Annotated in this window: 11 protein-coding genes and 1 tRNA gene; all 12 read left to right on the plus strand. The window is 45.6% G+C overall.

The features are described from left to right. The first annotated feature begins 2 nt into the window (after positions 1-2). Positions 3-2,120: a protease Lon-related BREX system protein BrxL gene (brxL, locus tag PGS38_RS02250; protein WP_118601700.1), complete on the plus strand. Its 2,118-nt coding sequence runs from the start codon at positions 3-5 to the stop codon at positions 2,118-2,120. A gap of 22 nt (positions 2,121-2,142) precedes the next feature. After that, positions 2,143-3,783: an ATP-dependent nuclease gene (locus PGS38_RS02255; RefSeq protein WP_055268225.1), complete on the plus strand. Its 1,641-nt coding sequence runs from the start codon at positions 2,143-2,145 to the stop codon at positions 3,781-3,783. Continuing rightward, positions 3,776-4,864: a UvrD-helicase domain-containing protein gene (locus PGS38_RS02260; protein WP_055268227.1), complete on the plus strand. Its 1,089-nt coding sequence runs from the start codon at positions 3,776-3,778 to the stop codon at positions 4,862-4,864. Before PGS38_RS02255 ends, PGS38_RS02260 begins: the two co-directional genes overlap by 8 nt. Before the next feature lie 115 nt (positions 4,865-4,979). Further along, a complete protein-coding gene (locus PGS38_RS02265; protein ID WP_242857239.1) occupies positions 4,980-5,513 on the plus strand; it encodes a tyrosine-type recombinase/integrase in 534 nt (177 codons plus the stop codon). 471 nt (positions 5,514-5,984) lie between these two features. Continuing rightward, positions 5,985-6,452, plus strand: coding sequence for an Hsp20/alpha crystallin family protein (locus PGS38_RS02270; protein ID WP_117510053.1), 468 nt, complete (start codon positions 5,985-5,987; stop codon positions 6,450-6,452). A gap of 237 nt (positions 6,453-6,689) precedes the next feature. Further along, positions 6,690-8,279, plus strand: coding sequence for an ABC transporter substrate-binding protein (locus tag PGS38_RS02275; protein ID WP_118595773.1), 1,590 nt, complete (start codon positions 6,690-6,692; stop codon positions 8,277-8,279). 219 nt (positions 8,280-8,498) lie between these two features. Further along, complete coding sequence (locus tag PGS38_RS02280; RefSeq protein ID WP_118595772.1) at positions 8,499-9,677, plus strand: cation diffusion facilitator family transporter; 1,179 nt, start codon at positions 8,499-8,501, stop codon at positions 9,675-9,677. Positions 9,678-9,812: 135 nt separating this feature from the next. After that, positions 9,813-9,884 (plus strand) — tRNA-Gln (locus tag PGS38_RS02285). 78 nt (positions 9,885-9,962) lie between these two features. Beyond that, positions 9,963-10,667, plus strand: a complete 705-nt coding sequence (locus tag PGS38_RS02290; RefSeq protein ID WP_117510057.1) for an acyl-[acyl-carrier-protein] thioesterase — start codon at positions 9,963-9,965, stop codon at positions 10,665-10,667. A gap of 66 nt (positions 10,668-10,733) precedes the next feature. Further along, complete coding sequence (locus tag PGS38_RS02295; protein ID WP_055218976.1) at positions 10,734-12,203, plus strand: nicotinate phosphoribosyltransferase; 1,470 nt, start codon at positions 10,734-10,736, stop codon at positions 12,201-12,203. A gap of 13 nt (positions 12,204-12,216) precedes the next feature. Then, positions 12,217-13,068: a CvfB family protein gene (locus PGS38_RS02300; RefSeq protein ID WP_022462037.1), complete on the plus strand. Its 852-nt coding sequence runs from the start codon at positions 12,217-12,219 to the stop codon at positions 13,066-13,068. Positions 13,069-13,245: 177 nt separating this feature from the next. Beyond that, a complete protein-coding gene (locus tag PGS38_RS02305; RefSeq protein WP_270475836.1) occupies positions 13,246-16,422 on the plus strand; it encodes an ATP-binding protein in 3,177 nt (1,058 codons plus the stop codon). Positions 16,423-16,432: the final 10 nt, after the last annotated feature.

Here is a 16,432-nt window from a genome sequence, read left to right on the forward strand (position 1 = left end):
AGATGGAGCAATTTGCAGAGGGTGAAAGTACCCGTGAAGAAATAAAGAACAAGCTCCGTCAGAACTTTGACGGTAAGATTGTTCGGAAAGACCTGACAAAGAAAATTAAAGAAGGGGCGAATGTCCCAGTGTATGTTCTTGAGTTCTTGTTGGGACAGTATTGCAGTTCAGATGATGAGACGGTTATAGAGAAAGGCGTACAGAATGTGAAGCGTATTCTTGCTGACAACTTTGTACGCCCGGATGAATCACAGAAAATTCTGTCTCAGCTGCGTAAAAAAGGCAGTTACACAATCATTGATATGGTGACTGTTCGACTGGATATGAAAAAGGATTGCTTTTTTGCAGAGTTTTCTAATTTGGGCATTGGTAATGTACCGATTGCCGATGAATATCCAGAAAAATTTGATCGCCTGCTCTGCGGCGGTATCTGGTGTATTGTTCAGCTGGATTATGAGGTTGAAGGCGACAATAATTTTGGCATTGAGGATATTGATGGAAATCCACTTCGTTCCAAACAGAAAAAGCAGAAAGATATTTCACCAATCAGTATCCGTAAGCTGACACCGATCCAGATGCCGCACATTGATATTGATGAACTGAAGCAGGGACGAAAAGCTTTTACGAAAGATGAATGGTTGGATATCCTTCTTCGTTCTATCGGAATGGAACCGGATGAATTTACATACCGTGAGAAATGGTTGCTCTTGACCCGTATGATTCCATTAGTTGAGAATAACTTTAATCTTTGTGAGCTTGGACCGAGAAGCACCGGTAAATCTCATCTTTACAAAGAGATTTCACCAAACAGTATTTTGATTTCCGGTGGACAGACGACGGTTGCAAACCTGTTTTACAATATGGGACGCAAAACGGTCGGACTGGTCGGCTTATGGGACTGTGTAGCCTTTGATGAAGTGGCAGGTATCAAGTTTAAAGATAAAGATGGCATTCAGATTATGAAGGATTACATGGCATCCGGCTCTTTTGCCCGTGGCAAAGAAGAAAAAGCTGCTACTGCGTCCATGGTATTTGTGGGAAATATCAATCAGAGTGTGGACGTGCTGTTGAAAACATCCAGTCTGTTTGCACCTTTCCCGCAGGAAATGGGAACAGATACAGCATTTCTTGATCGTATGCACTGTTATCTTCCAGGATGGGAGATACCGAAGTTCAGACCGGAGCATTTTACTAATGATTATGGTTTTATCAGTGACTATTTGGCAGAGTTCATCCGAGAGCTTCGCAAGGAGCAGTATGGAGATGCACTTGATCACTACTTCCGTCTGGGGAGAAATCTGAATCAGCGTGATACAATTGCGGTTCGTCGTATGATAGACGGTTATCTGAAGTTGATGTACCCAAATGGTGAGTTTACCAAAGAAGAACTGGAAGAAATTATTCAGATTGCATTGGAAATGCGTCGCCGTGTCAAGGAGCAATTGAAGAAGCTGGGTGGTATGGAGTTTTATGATGTGAACTTCTCTTATATAGATCTAGAAGATATGTCAGAACATTATGTTTCCGTACCAGAACAGGGTGGTGGTAAGCTGATACCGGATGGAATGTGTAATCCGGGACAGGTTTATACCGTATCCAGAGGAAAAAGTGGCATGATTGGTGTATTCCGTTTGGAAAGTCAGATGCTTCCAGGCAATGGCAAAATTGAACGGACTGGCTTAGGCAGTGATTCTAAATGCAAGGAAGCGGTGAACACGGCATTTAATTATCTGAAAGCCAACGGCAATCGGATCAGTGGCTCTATCAGCACCTCGACCAAGGATTACATCATCAATTATCAGGATTTGCAGGGTATCGGTATGACAGACAAATTGGCACTTCCAACATTGATAGCACTTTGTTCGATTGCTCTTGGAAAGCCTGTTGTCAGCAACTTGGCAGTGTTGGGAGATATAACAATTAGTGGCACAATGATAAAGGTGGATGAACTTGCCAATACACTTCAGGTGTGTCTGGATAGCGGCGCAAAGAAGGTGCTGATTCCAAGTACATCGTTTGTTGATTTTGCAAGTGTTCCAGCTGATCTGATGAGTGCATTTCAGCTGATTCCGTATCAGAGTGCGGAAGATGCAGTGTTTAAGGCGTTAGGGGTAGAGTAAAATCGAAGATAGGAGGCTACGAATGGCTATTGAGAAGGTAATCATTCAAAATTTTAAGAAGTTTAAAAATCCGTTTGAAGTAAAATTTAATGAAAATATCAATCTTCTGGTTGGTGATAATGAATCTGGAAAATCTACTATTCTTGAAGCCATTCATGTGGCTTTAACGGGTATGTATGCTGGTCGAAATATTAGAAATCAGCTATCAACATATTTATTTAATAGAGAAGCAGTTGAGGAATACCTGGCATCAGTGGAAAATGGACAGCCGATTGCACCTCCAGAAATAATGATTGAGTTATATTTCAAAAGTGGAACATTGCCTGAATATGAAGGAAATGGTAATTCCGAAAAAAGTGATGGTATAGAGGGAATCAGATTCACAATTAGTTTTTCTGATAAATTTAATTCAGAATATGAAAGTTTGCTGAAAACAGAAAAAATTATAAGTTTGCCTATTGAATTTTATGAAGCTAAATGGTTTTCTTTTAGCCGAGATGAAAAAATGCCCAGATTCATACCAATAAAGTCTGTAATGATTGATTCGTCAAATTACAGATACCAAAATGGGTCTGATGTATATATTTCCAGAGTAGTAAAGGATTTCCTTGAACCAGAGGACATAACAGCAATAACACAAGCCCATAGAAATATGATAGATGAGTTTGCACAAAATGAAGCAATTCAGTCAATCAATGAGAAAATTAGTGCAGCGTCTACTGTTATGAATGGAAAATTATCATTGAGTGCCGATCAGGGAGTTCAAAATTCTTGGGAGTCAAGTTTGGTTACGCAGGTGGATGGAATCCCGTTTGCTCATGCTGGAAAAGGTGCACAATGTATCATAAAAACACAATTAGCTTTAAGTCATAAACAGGCAGAAAAAGCAAGTATTATTTTGATTGAAGAACCTGAAAGTCATTTGTCTTTTTCCCGATTAAGCGAACTAATGGGAGTTATTGAAAAGGCTGCATCTGGTAGACAAATTATAGCATCAACGCATAGTAGCTTTGTCGCTAATAAACTCGGACTGGAAAATTTAATTTTGCTTTCAGGCGATAATTGTTGCTCGATGCAATCGCTCAAAAAGGAAACTTTTGAATTTTTCAAAAAAGTGGCAGGTTATGATACACTGCGATTGATTCTTTGTAAAAAATCAATCTTAGTAGAGGGCGATTCAGATGAGCTGGTTGTTCAGCGGGCATATATGGATACTCATGAGGGGCGGCTTCCTATCCAAGATGGAATAGATGTAATGACCGTAGGTGGGGTGACATTTAAGCGGTATCTTGAAATTGCACAGACACTAAACAAAGAAACAGCTGTTGTTACGGATAATGATGGAAATATTGAAGCTGTTAAGAAAAAGTACAAAGAATATGAAGAAATACAATGTATTCATATATGTGTTGATGAGGTAGTGGATACAGGTGATTTGAAACTGTCAGATAAGGATTTTAATTATAATACCTTAGAGCCGAAAATATTAAAAGAAAATGGACGAGAAGCAATGAACAATATTTTTGGAACTAACTACGATACGGATGATGAGATGCACAAATATATGCACGCTCATAAGACGGATTGTGCCATAGCAATTTTTGAATCGGCTACGAAAATTAAATATCCTGAGTATATAATGAGGGCGATAAAAAATGAGTAGTCTAATTATTGCGGCGGCAGGGGCAGGAAAAACAACATTTCTTGTAAAAAAGGCATTGGAGATTTCTGAAAATGTTTTGATAACAACTTATACCGATGCTAATGAACAAAGCATTAGAGACAAATTTTACGAAATAAATGGTTGTATTCCATCTAATGTAACTATTATGCCGTGGTTTTTGCTGCTAATCAAGCATGGTATACGACCTTACCAAAGCTATCTTATAAATAATAGGGTATCCGGTGTGTTATTAGTGAATAAGGCAGATAAAAATTTGTTGAGACTAAAGGATACAAATGAGAAAAAATATGTCACGGCTTCCGGTAATGTATATTCAAATATGATTTCAAAATTGCCCTGTGTTTTGGACGAATTATCGAATGGATGTGTATTTCGCAGAATACGAAAAATTTTTTCTTATGTTTTTGTAGATGAAATACAAGATTTTGTTGGATATGATTTAGAAGTTATAAAAAAGTTGCATGAGGTTGGTTGCAACATGACTTTAGTAGGAGATCCTCGTCAGACGACGTATCGAACTCATTATGAAGCAAAATATAAAAAATATGCAGGTGGGAAAATAGTGATTTTTGTGCAGGATAATATTGCCGGAATGAATATTGATACCACAACATTATCGACATCTCATAGAAATAATCAGATTATATGTGATCTTGCAAATCAGATGTATCCTGATATGAAGCCATGCGATTCTGCCATGAATGAAAAAACGGGACATGATGGAATATTTTGGGTTCACGAGAATGATATTGATAAATATGTAGATATATATAATCCTGTTCAGTTGCGGTATGATAAAAGAACCAAGGTAAATCCCATCCCAAAAACGATGAATTTTGGATTGTCCAAGGGACTTACTTTTAATAGAGTCTTGATATACCCGACGAAACCAATGCTGGATTGGTTGTCAGGAAAGTCCAAAGACATGAAGGATGAAAGTCTTTCTAAGTTTTATGTTGCAGTGACGAGAGCACGGTATAGTGTGGCTTTTGTATACAAGACAAAACGACTTCCAACTAACGATATTGGAACAAGGTGGACACCTGATGTATTGGAATAAATAATAGATTGCACGACAAGAAGTAATTTAGTTGTTATAAGTAATAATACTGTGTATTGGGCATAATCTAAGTTTCACTTATGTAGGTGTCTGAGGAAAATTTAATAGGAAAAACATGAAAAAAGCACTGAAAACCGTTTGTCGGGAGATCCATGTAGGTGGACAGCTTGTATATTATGAAGGTGAAGAAGGATATTGTTTCCATGATTCAGAAACCAAAACGGATGCAGGAATCAGAGACATTCCTATGACACAGATGGTATATGATGCGTTCCGTAAACAGAGAGAGCTGAACCTGATGCTTGGTTTGCAGAGTAATGTAGAGATTGGTGGACGCAGTGGATTCATCTTCAATACAAAGTATGGACGTCCGATTATGCCAGCGGGAGTGAACAGCTTTCTGAAAAACATTGTTAATGCCTATAATAAGAAAGAAAGCAAACTGGCAGAAGGAGAGAAGCGAGAGCCGGAGCTGATGCCTCCTATTTCATCGCATACCCTTCGTCATACGGGATGTACCAGACTGGGTGAGAATAATGTCAATCCCAAAGTTATGCAGTATGTGATGGGGTGCTGGATGTCCGGGGGACATCCGTTTAGCACCGACCGTAGCGGAGCGAAGAACATTCAGATGCACAGATCACAATGAATGTCTACAATCATATTGCAGAGAAGTCTCATGTGGAGAACGAGATGTCTAAAATGAATCTGCCAGAAACCGTACCTGCTGTGGTATAAACCAGAAGTCGTTGTCGTAAAATGTGGTAAGAAAATCAGACGAATATATTTTTCCAAGAATTTGTGGTCAAAATGTGGTCAAATCAAGAAAATCGAGTGCGAAAGTAAGTGAAAAATCCCTGTGAAGCCCGTAAAATCAAGGCTTCACAAAATCTTCACAAAATAATTAGCACTCACCTCTTGACAGTGCTAATAATAAGTGTTATATTACAGCTAGAACAAAGGAAGAGGGATACAAAGAGAGGAAAAGAAGAAAACCTCCGGTATCCGGAAGCCTTTCCGTTCCAAAGAAACAGGTAAACAAAAAGATCCGGTGAAAAGAAAAACCGGAGAAAAAGCATGGATCAGGTTCCATGAGAAGAATAAGAAGGAGCGATGACTTATGTTAATGCCTAGTATTTTTGGAGAAAATTTATTTGATGACTTTTTCAACGATTTTCCGTTCTATGATTATGACAAAGAGATGAAGAATACAGAAAAGAAACTGTATGGCCGCAAAGCCAGCCATGTGATGAAAACAGATATCCGCGAGCTGGACAATGGCTACGAGGTAGTGGTTGACCTTCCGGGATTCACAAAAGATGAAGTTCAGGCCACACTGGAAAATGGTTATCTGACCATCAGTGCCGAGAAAGGTCTCGACAAAGACGAGAAAGAAAAAGAGAGCGGCCGTTACATCCGCAAAGAGCGTTACGCAGGTGCATGCAGCAGAAGCTTCTATGTAGGTGAGGATATTACCGAAGAGGACATCAAGGCTGAATTTAAACACGGTCTGCTGAAACTCTTCGTACCGAAGAAGGAAGCAAAACCGGCTGTGGAGCAGAAAAAGACAATCTCCATTGAAGGATAAAAGAAAAAAAGCAAAAGCGTTTGCCGCCCGGGAATGTTAAAATTCCCGGGCGGCAAAATTTTTATCTTTTCCGGTACATCCCGAGGGAAAGAATCCGGAATATGCGGGCGGATATACGTGATTTTCAGATTCGGAAAATAAATTGTATACAATAATGTACTTGCTATTTGGGAACAGGTCGGATACAATAGGCGTGACAATTACAAAATGAGAGAACTCGTATCAAAAGGAGAAATCATGAAGAAAAGAAGAAGCGTACTTGCGCTGCTTTTAGTTGCAGCTCTTACTGTTGTACTTGGCGGATGCCAGGATGGCAAGGATGGGAAAGCAGATTCTTCCGATACCACAAGTTCTCAGGTATCAATGGAATCAACCCCGACAGGGGAACCTGTTATGGGAGGTTCCATCACGGTAGGAATTCCTCAGGACATTGAGGATAGTCTTGACCCACACAAATCTGTTGCGGCAGGAACGAAAGAAATCCTATTCAATATTTATGAGGGCCTTGTAAAGCCCGATGAAGAAGGAAATCTGAACGATGCGGTGGCAGAGAGCCATTCGATCTCGGAGGATGGAAAGGTTTATACCTTCAAGCTCCGGAATGGTGTCAAGTTCCACGATGGAACGACCGTCACTGCAGAGGATGTAAAATATTCAATCGAACGCTGTGCGGGTATCAACGGAGACGGAACGCCTCTGGTAGAGGCATTTTCCAATGTAGACAAGGTTGAAATTCCGGACGAGAGCACGATCGACATCTATTTAAAAGAGCCAGACACCGAGTTTCTTGCCTATCTGACGGTGGCGATTGTACCTGAGCATGTGGAAGATCTGGAAGCAGATCCGGTCGGAACAGGCCCGTTCCACTATGTATCACGGTCCCCGCAGGAAAACATTGTCCTTGAAAAATTCAGCGATTACTGGGATACGGAAAATCAGGCGTATCTGGACAAGGTAACATTTCGAATTGTCAAGGACAGCAATGCAGTCGTAACAAACCTAAAATCCGGAACACTGGACATGTATGCACGTCTTAGTTCCACACAGACAGCGCAGCTTGCCGAAGATTCCGATTTTACGATTTATGACGGCGGTATGAACCTGGTACAGGCGCTGTATCTGAACAATGCCGTGGAACCGCTCAACAATGTGAAGGTGCGCCAGGCGCTCTGCTATGCGGCAAACCGTCAGGAAGTGCTGGATATGATTGCGGACGGAAAAGGAACGATCATCGGAAGCAGCATGTTCCCGGCATTTGGAAAATATTATGTGCCGGAACTGTCAGAGCGATATAATCAGGATATTGAGAAGGCAAAAGAACTGTTAAAAGAAGCCGGATACCCAGATGGATTTGAGCTTACGATTACAGTGCCGAACAATTATCAGCAGCATATCGATACAGCCCAGGTTCTTGTAGAGCAGCTTAAAGCGATCGGTGTTACTGCCAAAATTCAGCAGGTCGAGTGGGACAGCTGGCTGTCGGATGTATATGCAGACCGGAAGTTCCAGTCCACGGTTGTCGGCGTTGACGCGGCATATCTGAGCGGACGCGCGTTGCTGGAACGGTTTACCTCAACATCATCCAAGAACTTTATCAACTACAGCAACGAAGAGTATGATAAACTGTATCAGCAGGTTAAGACCAGCACGGATGAAGAGGAGCAGGTTGAGCTTTACAAAAAAATGGAAACACTGCTCTGTGACGATGCGGCAAACCTGTATATCGAGGATATGGCATGCGAGGTTGCACTTCGGAGCGATTTTGCGGGCTACCAGTTCTATCCGCTGTATGTACAGGATATGGCGAAAATTTATAAAGTAAAATAAAAATCAAATTATAGGGGACTCGAAAGGCAGAGGGAAAAGAAAAACTCTCATTCAATTGTCAAATGCTGCCGGAAGAGTCCCCTGTAATTATTAGTAGAAATCCCGAAAATATGTTAGGCTTGACTTTTTTTCCGACACTGCCTACTATAGAAAAAGACAGAGAAAACGTAAGGGCTCCGCGGCAATGCAGGAGGCCTTTTTTTAAAAGAAGGGGGAACCATGACAGATTTTCTGGTAAGACGTTTTGTAAAAGATTATGAGAAAACCGACAACGCGGATGTGCGCACGAGCTACGGCATTTTGTCAAGCATCGTGGGAATCTGCTGCAACATTCTGCTGTTTACGGCAAAGCTGCTGATCGGTGCCGGAATGAACTCTCTGGCGATTATGGCGGATGCGTTCAACAACCTCTCGGACGCGGCATCGTCTGTGATCAGCTTCGTCGGTGTCAAGATGGCAAACAAACCGGCCGACAAAGAGCATCCGTTCGGGCATGGACGGATCGAGTATATTGCAGCGCTGATCGTTTCGTTTCTGGTTATTGAAGTCGGCTTTACGTTTTTAAAGAGCTCCCTGGAGAAAATTCGCAATCCGGAAGAGATCACATTTCAGATGGTTCCGTTTTTGATTCTGGTGCTCTCGGTTGGTGTAAAGCTGTGGATGGCGCTTTTCAACCGAAAACTGGGAAACCGCATTCAGTCGAAGGTGATGCTGGCAACGTCGGCGGATTCCATGGGCGACGTGATCACGACGAGCGCAACGATCGCTTCTATATTGATCTGCCATTTCCTTTCGGTTAATATCGACGCAATCGCAGGACTTGTTGTGGCGGTACTCGTTATGTGGTCCGGTATTTCCATTGCAAAAGATACATTGGAACCGCTGATCGGGCAGGGCGCGGATCCGGATCTGTATGCACGGATCATGAAAGAGGTTGCTTCCTATGAAGGAATTGTAGGAACCCATGATCTGATTGTCCACAACTACGGGCCTGGCAGAAGTATGGCATCGATCCATGCGGAGGTGCCGCGAGATGTCGATATCGAGGTATCGCATGATATTATCGACCGCATTGAACATGAGGTCGGCAAAAAATTGGGGATTCTGCTGGTCATCCACATGGATCCGGTGGAGATCCACGATGCGACGGTTCTTGCGACAAAGGAGAAGGTAAGAAACGTAATTTCCATTCTCGATCCGGAGCTTTCCTTCCACGATTTCCGTATGATCAACGGGGCGGAGAAAAAGAAGCTGATTTTTGATCTTGAAATCCCGTATTCTTATAAGAAGAAAGACTGTGATCGCGTGATCGGGCAGATCGGGGCGCTGATGAAGGAAATGGATGAGAAGTATGAATGCGTCGTCAACATCGACAAAAAATACGTGGCGGGAGAGTGACAACGGCCGGGTTGAGCCGTCAAATCCCTTCCAAAATGTTCCAAAAGTCAGTTTTTTGAAAAAAATAAAAAAATTTCAAAAAAGGTGTTGACTTTTCTCTTGCGATAGTGTATTATACATTTTGTCGCAAGGCAATGGGCTATCGCCAAACGGTAAGGCAACGGACTCTGACTCCGTCAGTTCCTGGTTCGAATCCAGGTAGCCCAGCTCATTAAAAGGTCTCAGGTCTCGTACCTGAGGCCTTTTTCGATGCTCAAAAACAAATACAGCAGGAGGAACGAAACGATGAAGTATTCCTTTACGAGCAGAATCCGCTACAGCGAAATCGGTGAGGACGGAAATCTCACCCTGCCGGGGCTGATCAATTACTTTCAGGACTGCAGTACCTTCCAGTCGGAAGCGATCGGCGAGGGCGTTGCGGAGCTCAAAAAACGAGGCTGCGCCTGGGTGCTGTCCGCGTGGCAGATTCATGTGCGCCGCTATCCATCCCTTGGTGAAGCGGTAAAAATCACTACATGGGCGAGCGGCTTCAAAGGATTTCTTGGCATGCGTAACTTCACGATGGAAACAGAAGACGGCGAAATGCTCGCCTGTGCCAACTCCATCTGGTCTTACGTCAATATGGAAACGGGTCATCCCGTCCGCGCACCGAAAGAGACGACAGACGCCTATGGCATTGACGATCCGATCGACGAGGATTTCGGCGAGCGCAAAGTGAAAATGCCGGAAGCAGATTTCATCGGCGAACCGTTCCCGGTGCAGCCGCACAACCTCGATACGAACCACCACGTCAATAACGCACAGTTCATTTCCCTTGCCGGTGAATGCCTTCCGAAGAACTTCACCGTGCGCCGGATGCGCGCCGAATACAAACAGCAGGCGCACCTCGGCGATGTCCTGCATCCGCTGCGCGCCGAGACGGAAAACGGCTGTTTTATCTCGCTGAACGATGAAAAAGGACAGCCATACGTAGTTGTGGAATTTCAATGATTGTGGTACAATCGGAAAGAATAAGATACGAACGTAATAAACACAATGAGGAAAGGGGAATTTGCCATGAGAGCGCAGAACCTTACACTGTTAACCGATTTATATGAACTTACCATGATGCAGGGCTACTACGAGAACCCGTCCGATCAGATCGTGGTATTTGATGCATTTTACAGAAAGAATCCATGCGGCGGCGCATACGCCGTATGTGCAGGACTTGAGCAGGTAATCGAGTATGTCCGCGATCTTCACTTTTCACCGGATGACATCGACTATCTCCGTTCCCTCCATATTTTCAACGATGATTTCCTGGAGTATTTAAGAGGCTTCCATTTCACCGGAGATATCTATGCGATCCCGGAAGGAACCGTCGTATTTCCAAGAGAACCGCTCTTAAAAGTTGTCGCTCCGATCATGGAGGCACAGCTTGTAGAGACCGCGATTCTGAACATGATCAACCATCAGAGCCTGATCGCGACGAAAGCATCCCGCGTTGTTTACGCGGCAAAGGGCGACGGCATCATGGAGTTTGGACTCCGCCGTGCACAGGGACCGGATGCCGGTATCTACGGCGCGCGTGCTGCCATGATCGGCGGCTGCATCGGAACCTCCAATGTCCTGACCGGACAGATGTTTGACGTTCCAGTCAAGGGAACCCACGCACACAGCTGGATCATGAGCTTCCCGGATGAGTACACCGCATTCAAAACGTATGCGAAAATGTATCCGGAAGCATGCATTCTTCTCGTAGACACCTACGATGTTCTCGAATCCGGTGTTCCGAATGCGATCCGCGTCTTCAAAGAGATGAGAGCAGAGGGCTTACCGATGAAGGGCTACGGCATCCGCATCGACAGCGGTGACCTGGCTTACCTGTCGAAAAAAGCATATCAGATGCTCGAGGCAGAAGGTTTCGGTGATGCCATCATTTCCGCATCCAGTGACCTCGATGAGTACCTGATCGACAGCCTGAAAACCCAGGGTGCGAAGATCAATTCCTGGGGCGTCGGCACCAACCTGATCACATCCGGTGACTGGCCGGCATTCGGCGGCGTTTACAAGCTGGCAGCAGCAAAAGATAAAGATGACGCAGAATTCACACCGAAGATCAAGCTGTCCGAGAACTCCGAGAAAGTAACAAACCCGGGCAATAAGACGATTTATCGTATTTATGATAAAGAAACCGGAAAGATCCGTGCCGACCTGATCTGCCTCGCAGACGAGACCTTCGACGAGAGCAAAGATATGATCATCTTCGACCCGATCGAGACCTGGAAAAAGACGAAGATCAAAGGCGGAACCTACACCTTACGCGAGCTCCTCGTTCCGATTTTCCAGAAGGGCGCATGCGTCTACACTTCTCCATCCGTCATGGAGATCCGCGACATCTGCACCAGAGAGAAAGATACCCTCTGGGAGGAGTCCAAACGTCTGGTCAATCCGCATGAGGTTTACGTGGATCTGTCCGACAAGCTGTACCACATCAAGAGCGACCTGCTCGAGGAGATGAGCATGAAGGCTCTCGGCGAGCAGTAAGAAAGGAAGTCAAATGTTAAATATAGGAAGAAAGCAAAAGCTGGTAGTAGTAAAGAAAGTAGAATTCGGTATTTATCTTGGGGAGACCCGGGAAGCAGGCGAGAAGGAACGTGTTCTTCTGCCGATCAAACAGGTGCCGGAAGGAACAAAAGAGGGAGATGAGCTGGAAGTATTTCTGTACCGCGATTCCAGCGACCGTCTGATTGCGACAACCAGAGAGCCGAAGCTGGTGCTTGGAGAGCTGGCTGTCTTAAACGTAGCTGCTACCGGAAAGATCGGAGCATTTCTGGACTGGGGTCTGGAAAAAGATCTGTTTCTTCCGTTTAAACAGCAGACCCGCCGCCTCCATCCAGGTGATGAGGTTCTGGTTTCCCTCTACATCGACAAGAGCGACCGTCTCTGCGCAACGATGAAGGTTTACCATTTCCTGAAAACCAATTCTCCGTACGTCGTAGGCGATATCGTAAAGGGAAGAATCTACGAGATCAGCGGAAACTTCGGCGTTTTCGTTGCTGTTGATGACCGCTACTCCGGCCTGATTCCAAAGAGAGAAGCACAGGCAGACTATCATGTCGGCCAGGAACTTGAGTGCCGCGTTACAGAAGTCAAAGAGGACGGAAAACTCTCCCTGTCCGCACGCGGAAAAGCGTACGAGCAGATCGCAATCGATGCAGAGAGCGTTCTTTCTGTGATCGAGGAATTTGCAGGTGTCCTTCCATTTGATGACAAAGCATCACCGGAAGTGATTCAGAGAGAATTCGGCCTCAGCAAAGCAGCATTTAAGCGCGCGGTCGGCCATCTGATGAAAGAAAAACAGGTTGTCATCCGCGACGGTAAAATCTGGACGGCAGAAAAAGCAAAATAAGAAAAAATCGGGCACTGGACAGGAAGCACATCCTCTCCGGTGTCCGTTTTTTTGTGTCAGACAGCAGATAAAATTTTGAAATTTTTTCTGCGCCCGGTTTGCGGTTGCGCGAAGAGAGGATTGCGCTTATAATATGATCTATATGACAAAAAATGACACAGGATCTGATGGAGAGCGATGAAGAAAAAGAAAAGTAAGAAAAAAACATCTTTTATTTCCAAAACCGCAATGACGGTTTTGACGATCATTCTGATTATTCTGTTTTTCTGCATTATGTCGATGGTCGAGAAAATACAGGGAACGGCCCGCGTTGTCAACTATGCCGGTCTGGTGCGCGGAAAAACGCAGCGGATTATCAAGCTGGAGGATGCGGGAGAACCGCAGGATACGATGATTGCAGACATCAACGCTTATATCGACGGTCTGCAGAACGGAAGCAGCGAGCTGGATCTGGTGCGCCTGGATGACCGGGATTTTCAGGATAAGATGACTGAGCTGGCATCGTATTTTGAAGAGCTGAAGGCAGAGATTCTTCTGGTGCGTGAAAAAGGATATGAGAATACCGCGATTATCGAAAAGAGTGAGACCTTTTTCAAAATCTGTGACGAGGCGACGGGCCTTGCGGAAGCGTATTCGCAGAGAATGGCGTCTTCGCTGAAGAAGCTGGAGCAGGTGGTAGTAGGAGATATCATCGGTCTGGTGTTTGTCATCGGCATGGAGCTGATCAAGGCCGTCCGCTATGCGGCGATGAACCGTATTCTGCAGAAGAAAGTCTATCTCGATGAGGCGACGGGCCTGCCAAATAAAAATAAATGCGAAGAGATTCTGGAGGAAAGCGACGGAGGAGAAGAAATTTCCGGCGCGTATGCGGTCTGCGTGTTTGACCTCAACAATCTGCGCACGATCAACAACAGTCTGGGTCACGACAAGGGAGACGAATATATCCGTTCCTTTGCCGTTCAGCTTCGAAAAGCAGTCCCGGAGGAGTATTTCGTCGGAAGAAACGGCGGAGATGAGTTTCTTGCCATTCTGCGCGGACTGAACCGCGAAGAAGTGGAAGCGTGCATGAATCACATCCGCACGCAGACGGCAGAATATTCCCGCCAGCACCCGGAGATGCCGATCAGCTACGCCGGAGGCTATGCACTGTCCACGGAATTTGAAGACTGTGATATCCGGGAACTGTTCCGCCATGCGGACCAGAACATGTATATCGACAAAAACCGCGCGAAGATGGAAGAAGCCGCCGCAGAGCGGAAGATCAGCCTGGAAGCGCTGGACGTCGTAAAGAAAAAGGGATACCATTTTTCCAACTGTATTTACTGCAATGCAAGACAGGACCAGTACCGGATTCTGCGTGCCGTTTCGGGCTTTTTCCTTGCCGAGGACGGCAGCTATACCGGTGCGGCCGAGCATATTGTGCAGGGCATCACGGATGAGGAAAAGAGAAAGGAAATGCGTAGAATGCTGGATCTTACCCATCTGAAGGAGTGCTATCAGAAGGGAGAAGAGAGCGTAGAAATTCTGTACGAGTATCAGGAGGGCAGCGAAGGGGAAGCGCTCTGCCGGGGAAAAGTCACCATTCTGTTCTACGACGCGGCCGAGGATGGCGGACTGCACCATTTTCTGATGGGCTTTGAGCGGTTCCGCTCCAATGGGGAAGCTGCTCGGAATGAAAAAGAACAGCTCGACCAATACTATGAACAGATGAAACAGTCGATCATTGAAAACAGCCACTACGCCGAGGCACTTCTCGAGACGGCCGAGGCCGTGTTCGCCGTTGATCTGACGAATGATTCGCTGGAGCAGATTTTTTACCACAGCGGGCAGAAGAAATTTGACCTCAATATAGATCTGCCGTGTTCCTACGAGAAATACTGCGGGGAATGCAGTGCGTTTGTCGCGGAGGAGACATTGGAATCATACCGCATTGTGGATTCCTCGAAGAAACTGCTGCAGCGCTTTGAAAACGGAGATAAGCAGGTAGTCGTGGAGTATCAGGAAACAGATGAGTCCGGCAGAAGAATATGGTTGCAGAAGACGGTTCTTATGTCACAGGATACCGTCTACGACCGAAAGACAAAGCGGGAGAGCGTTGTGGTACACGGCATGATCCTTTTCCGTGATACGTCAGAGTTCCACAGCCGGGAAGAGAGGGAGAAGATACAGCTTCAGGATGCCTTTAGAGCTGCAGACAGTGCAAGTCGTGCAAAAACAGAATTTATGAACCGCATGAGCCACGATGTGCGCACGCCGATCAATGGCATTATGGGCATGCTGGATATCATCCGCAAAAACCGGCAGGATGAGGCAAAAGTGGACGACTGCCTCGATAAAATCAATCTTTCCGCAAGCCATCTGCTGGCACTCGTCAACGATGTGCTCGATATGAATAAGCTGGAGTCCGGAAAAGAGACGATCGAGAGCGCTTCTTTTGATCTGACGCATCTGATGGATGATGTGGCATCCCTTGTCAATGCGCAGATTACGGAGATGGGCATTACCCACCGTATGCACCGCGGTGAGCTGACGCACACGAGACTGATCGGCAGTCCGCTGCGCCTGCGGCAGATTATGCTGAATCTCTTCAGCAATGCAATCAAGTACAACAAGCCGGGCGGAACGATCGATACGTATGCGGGCGAAGTCTCCTGCGACGGAACCCGGGTCGTCTACGAGTTCCGCATCATGGACAGCGGCATCGGAATGAGCAGCGAATTTATCGAAAAAGAGCTGTTCCATCCGTTCACACAGGAGAAGTCCGGTGCGAGAACGCAGTACAAGGGAACGGGCCTTGGCATGTCGATCGTCAAAGAACTGATCGAAAAAATGCAGGGCACGATCGAGGTAACGAGCCAGCAGGGCGTCGGAACGACGTATGTATTCCGGCTTCCGTTTTACATTGACTGCGAGGGACAGCGGATTCAGGAAGTAAAGACACGGATCGCAGGAAAAGAGCTTGTCCGTTTCCACGTTCTGCTTGTCGAGGATAATGAGATCAACATGGAAATCGCCGAGTTTTACCTGACCGATCACGGTGCGACGGTGGAAGAGGCATGGAACGGCCGCGAGGCGGTCGAAAAGTATGCGGCGAATCCGCAGAAATTTGATGTGATTTTAATGGATCTGATGATGCCTGTGATGGGCGGTCTTGAGGCAGCGCGGCAGATCCGCACCATGGGGCTTCCGGAAGCAAAACAAGTCCCGATCATCCCGATGACGGCGCAGTCCTCCGAAGAGAGTAAAGAGGGATGCCGCGCAGCGGGCATGAACAGCCATCTGACCAAGCCGATCGAGCCGGACAGCCTGGTGCAGACGATCTTGGAGACAACGGAACATGCCTTTGGAAAATAGAGGAGAAAAC

It is taken from the genome of Fusicatenibacter saccharivorans (genome assembly GCF_027667425.1).
Lineage (GTDB): Bacteria > Bacillota > Clostridia > Lachnospirales > Lachnospiraceae > Fusicatenibacter > Fusicatenibacter saccharivorans.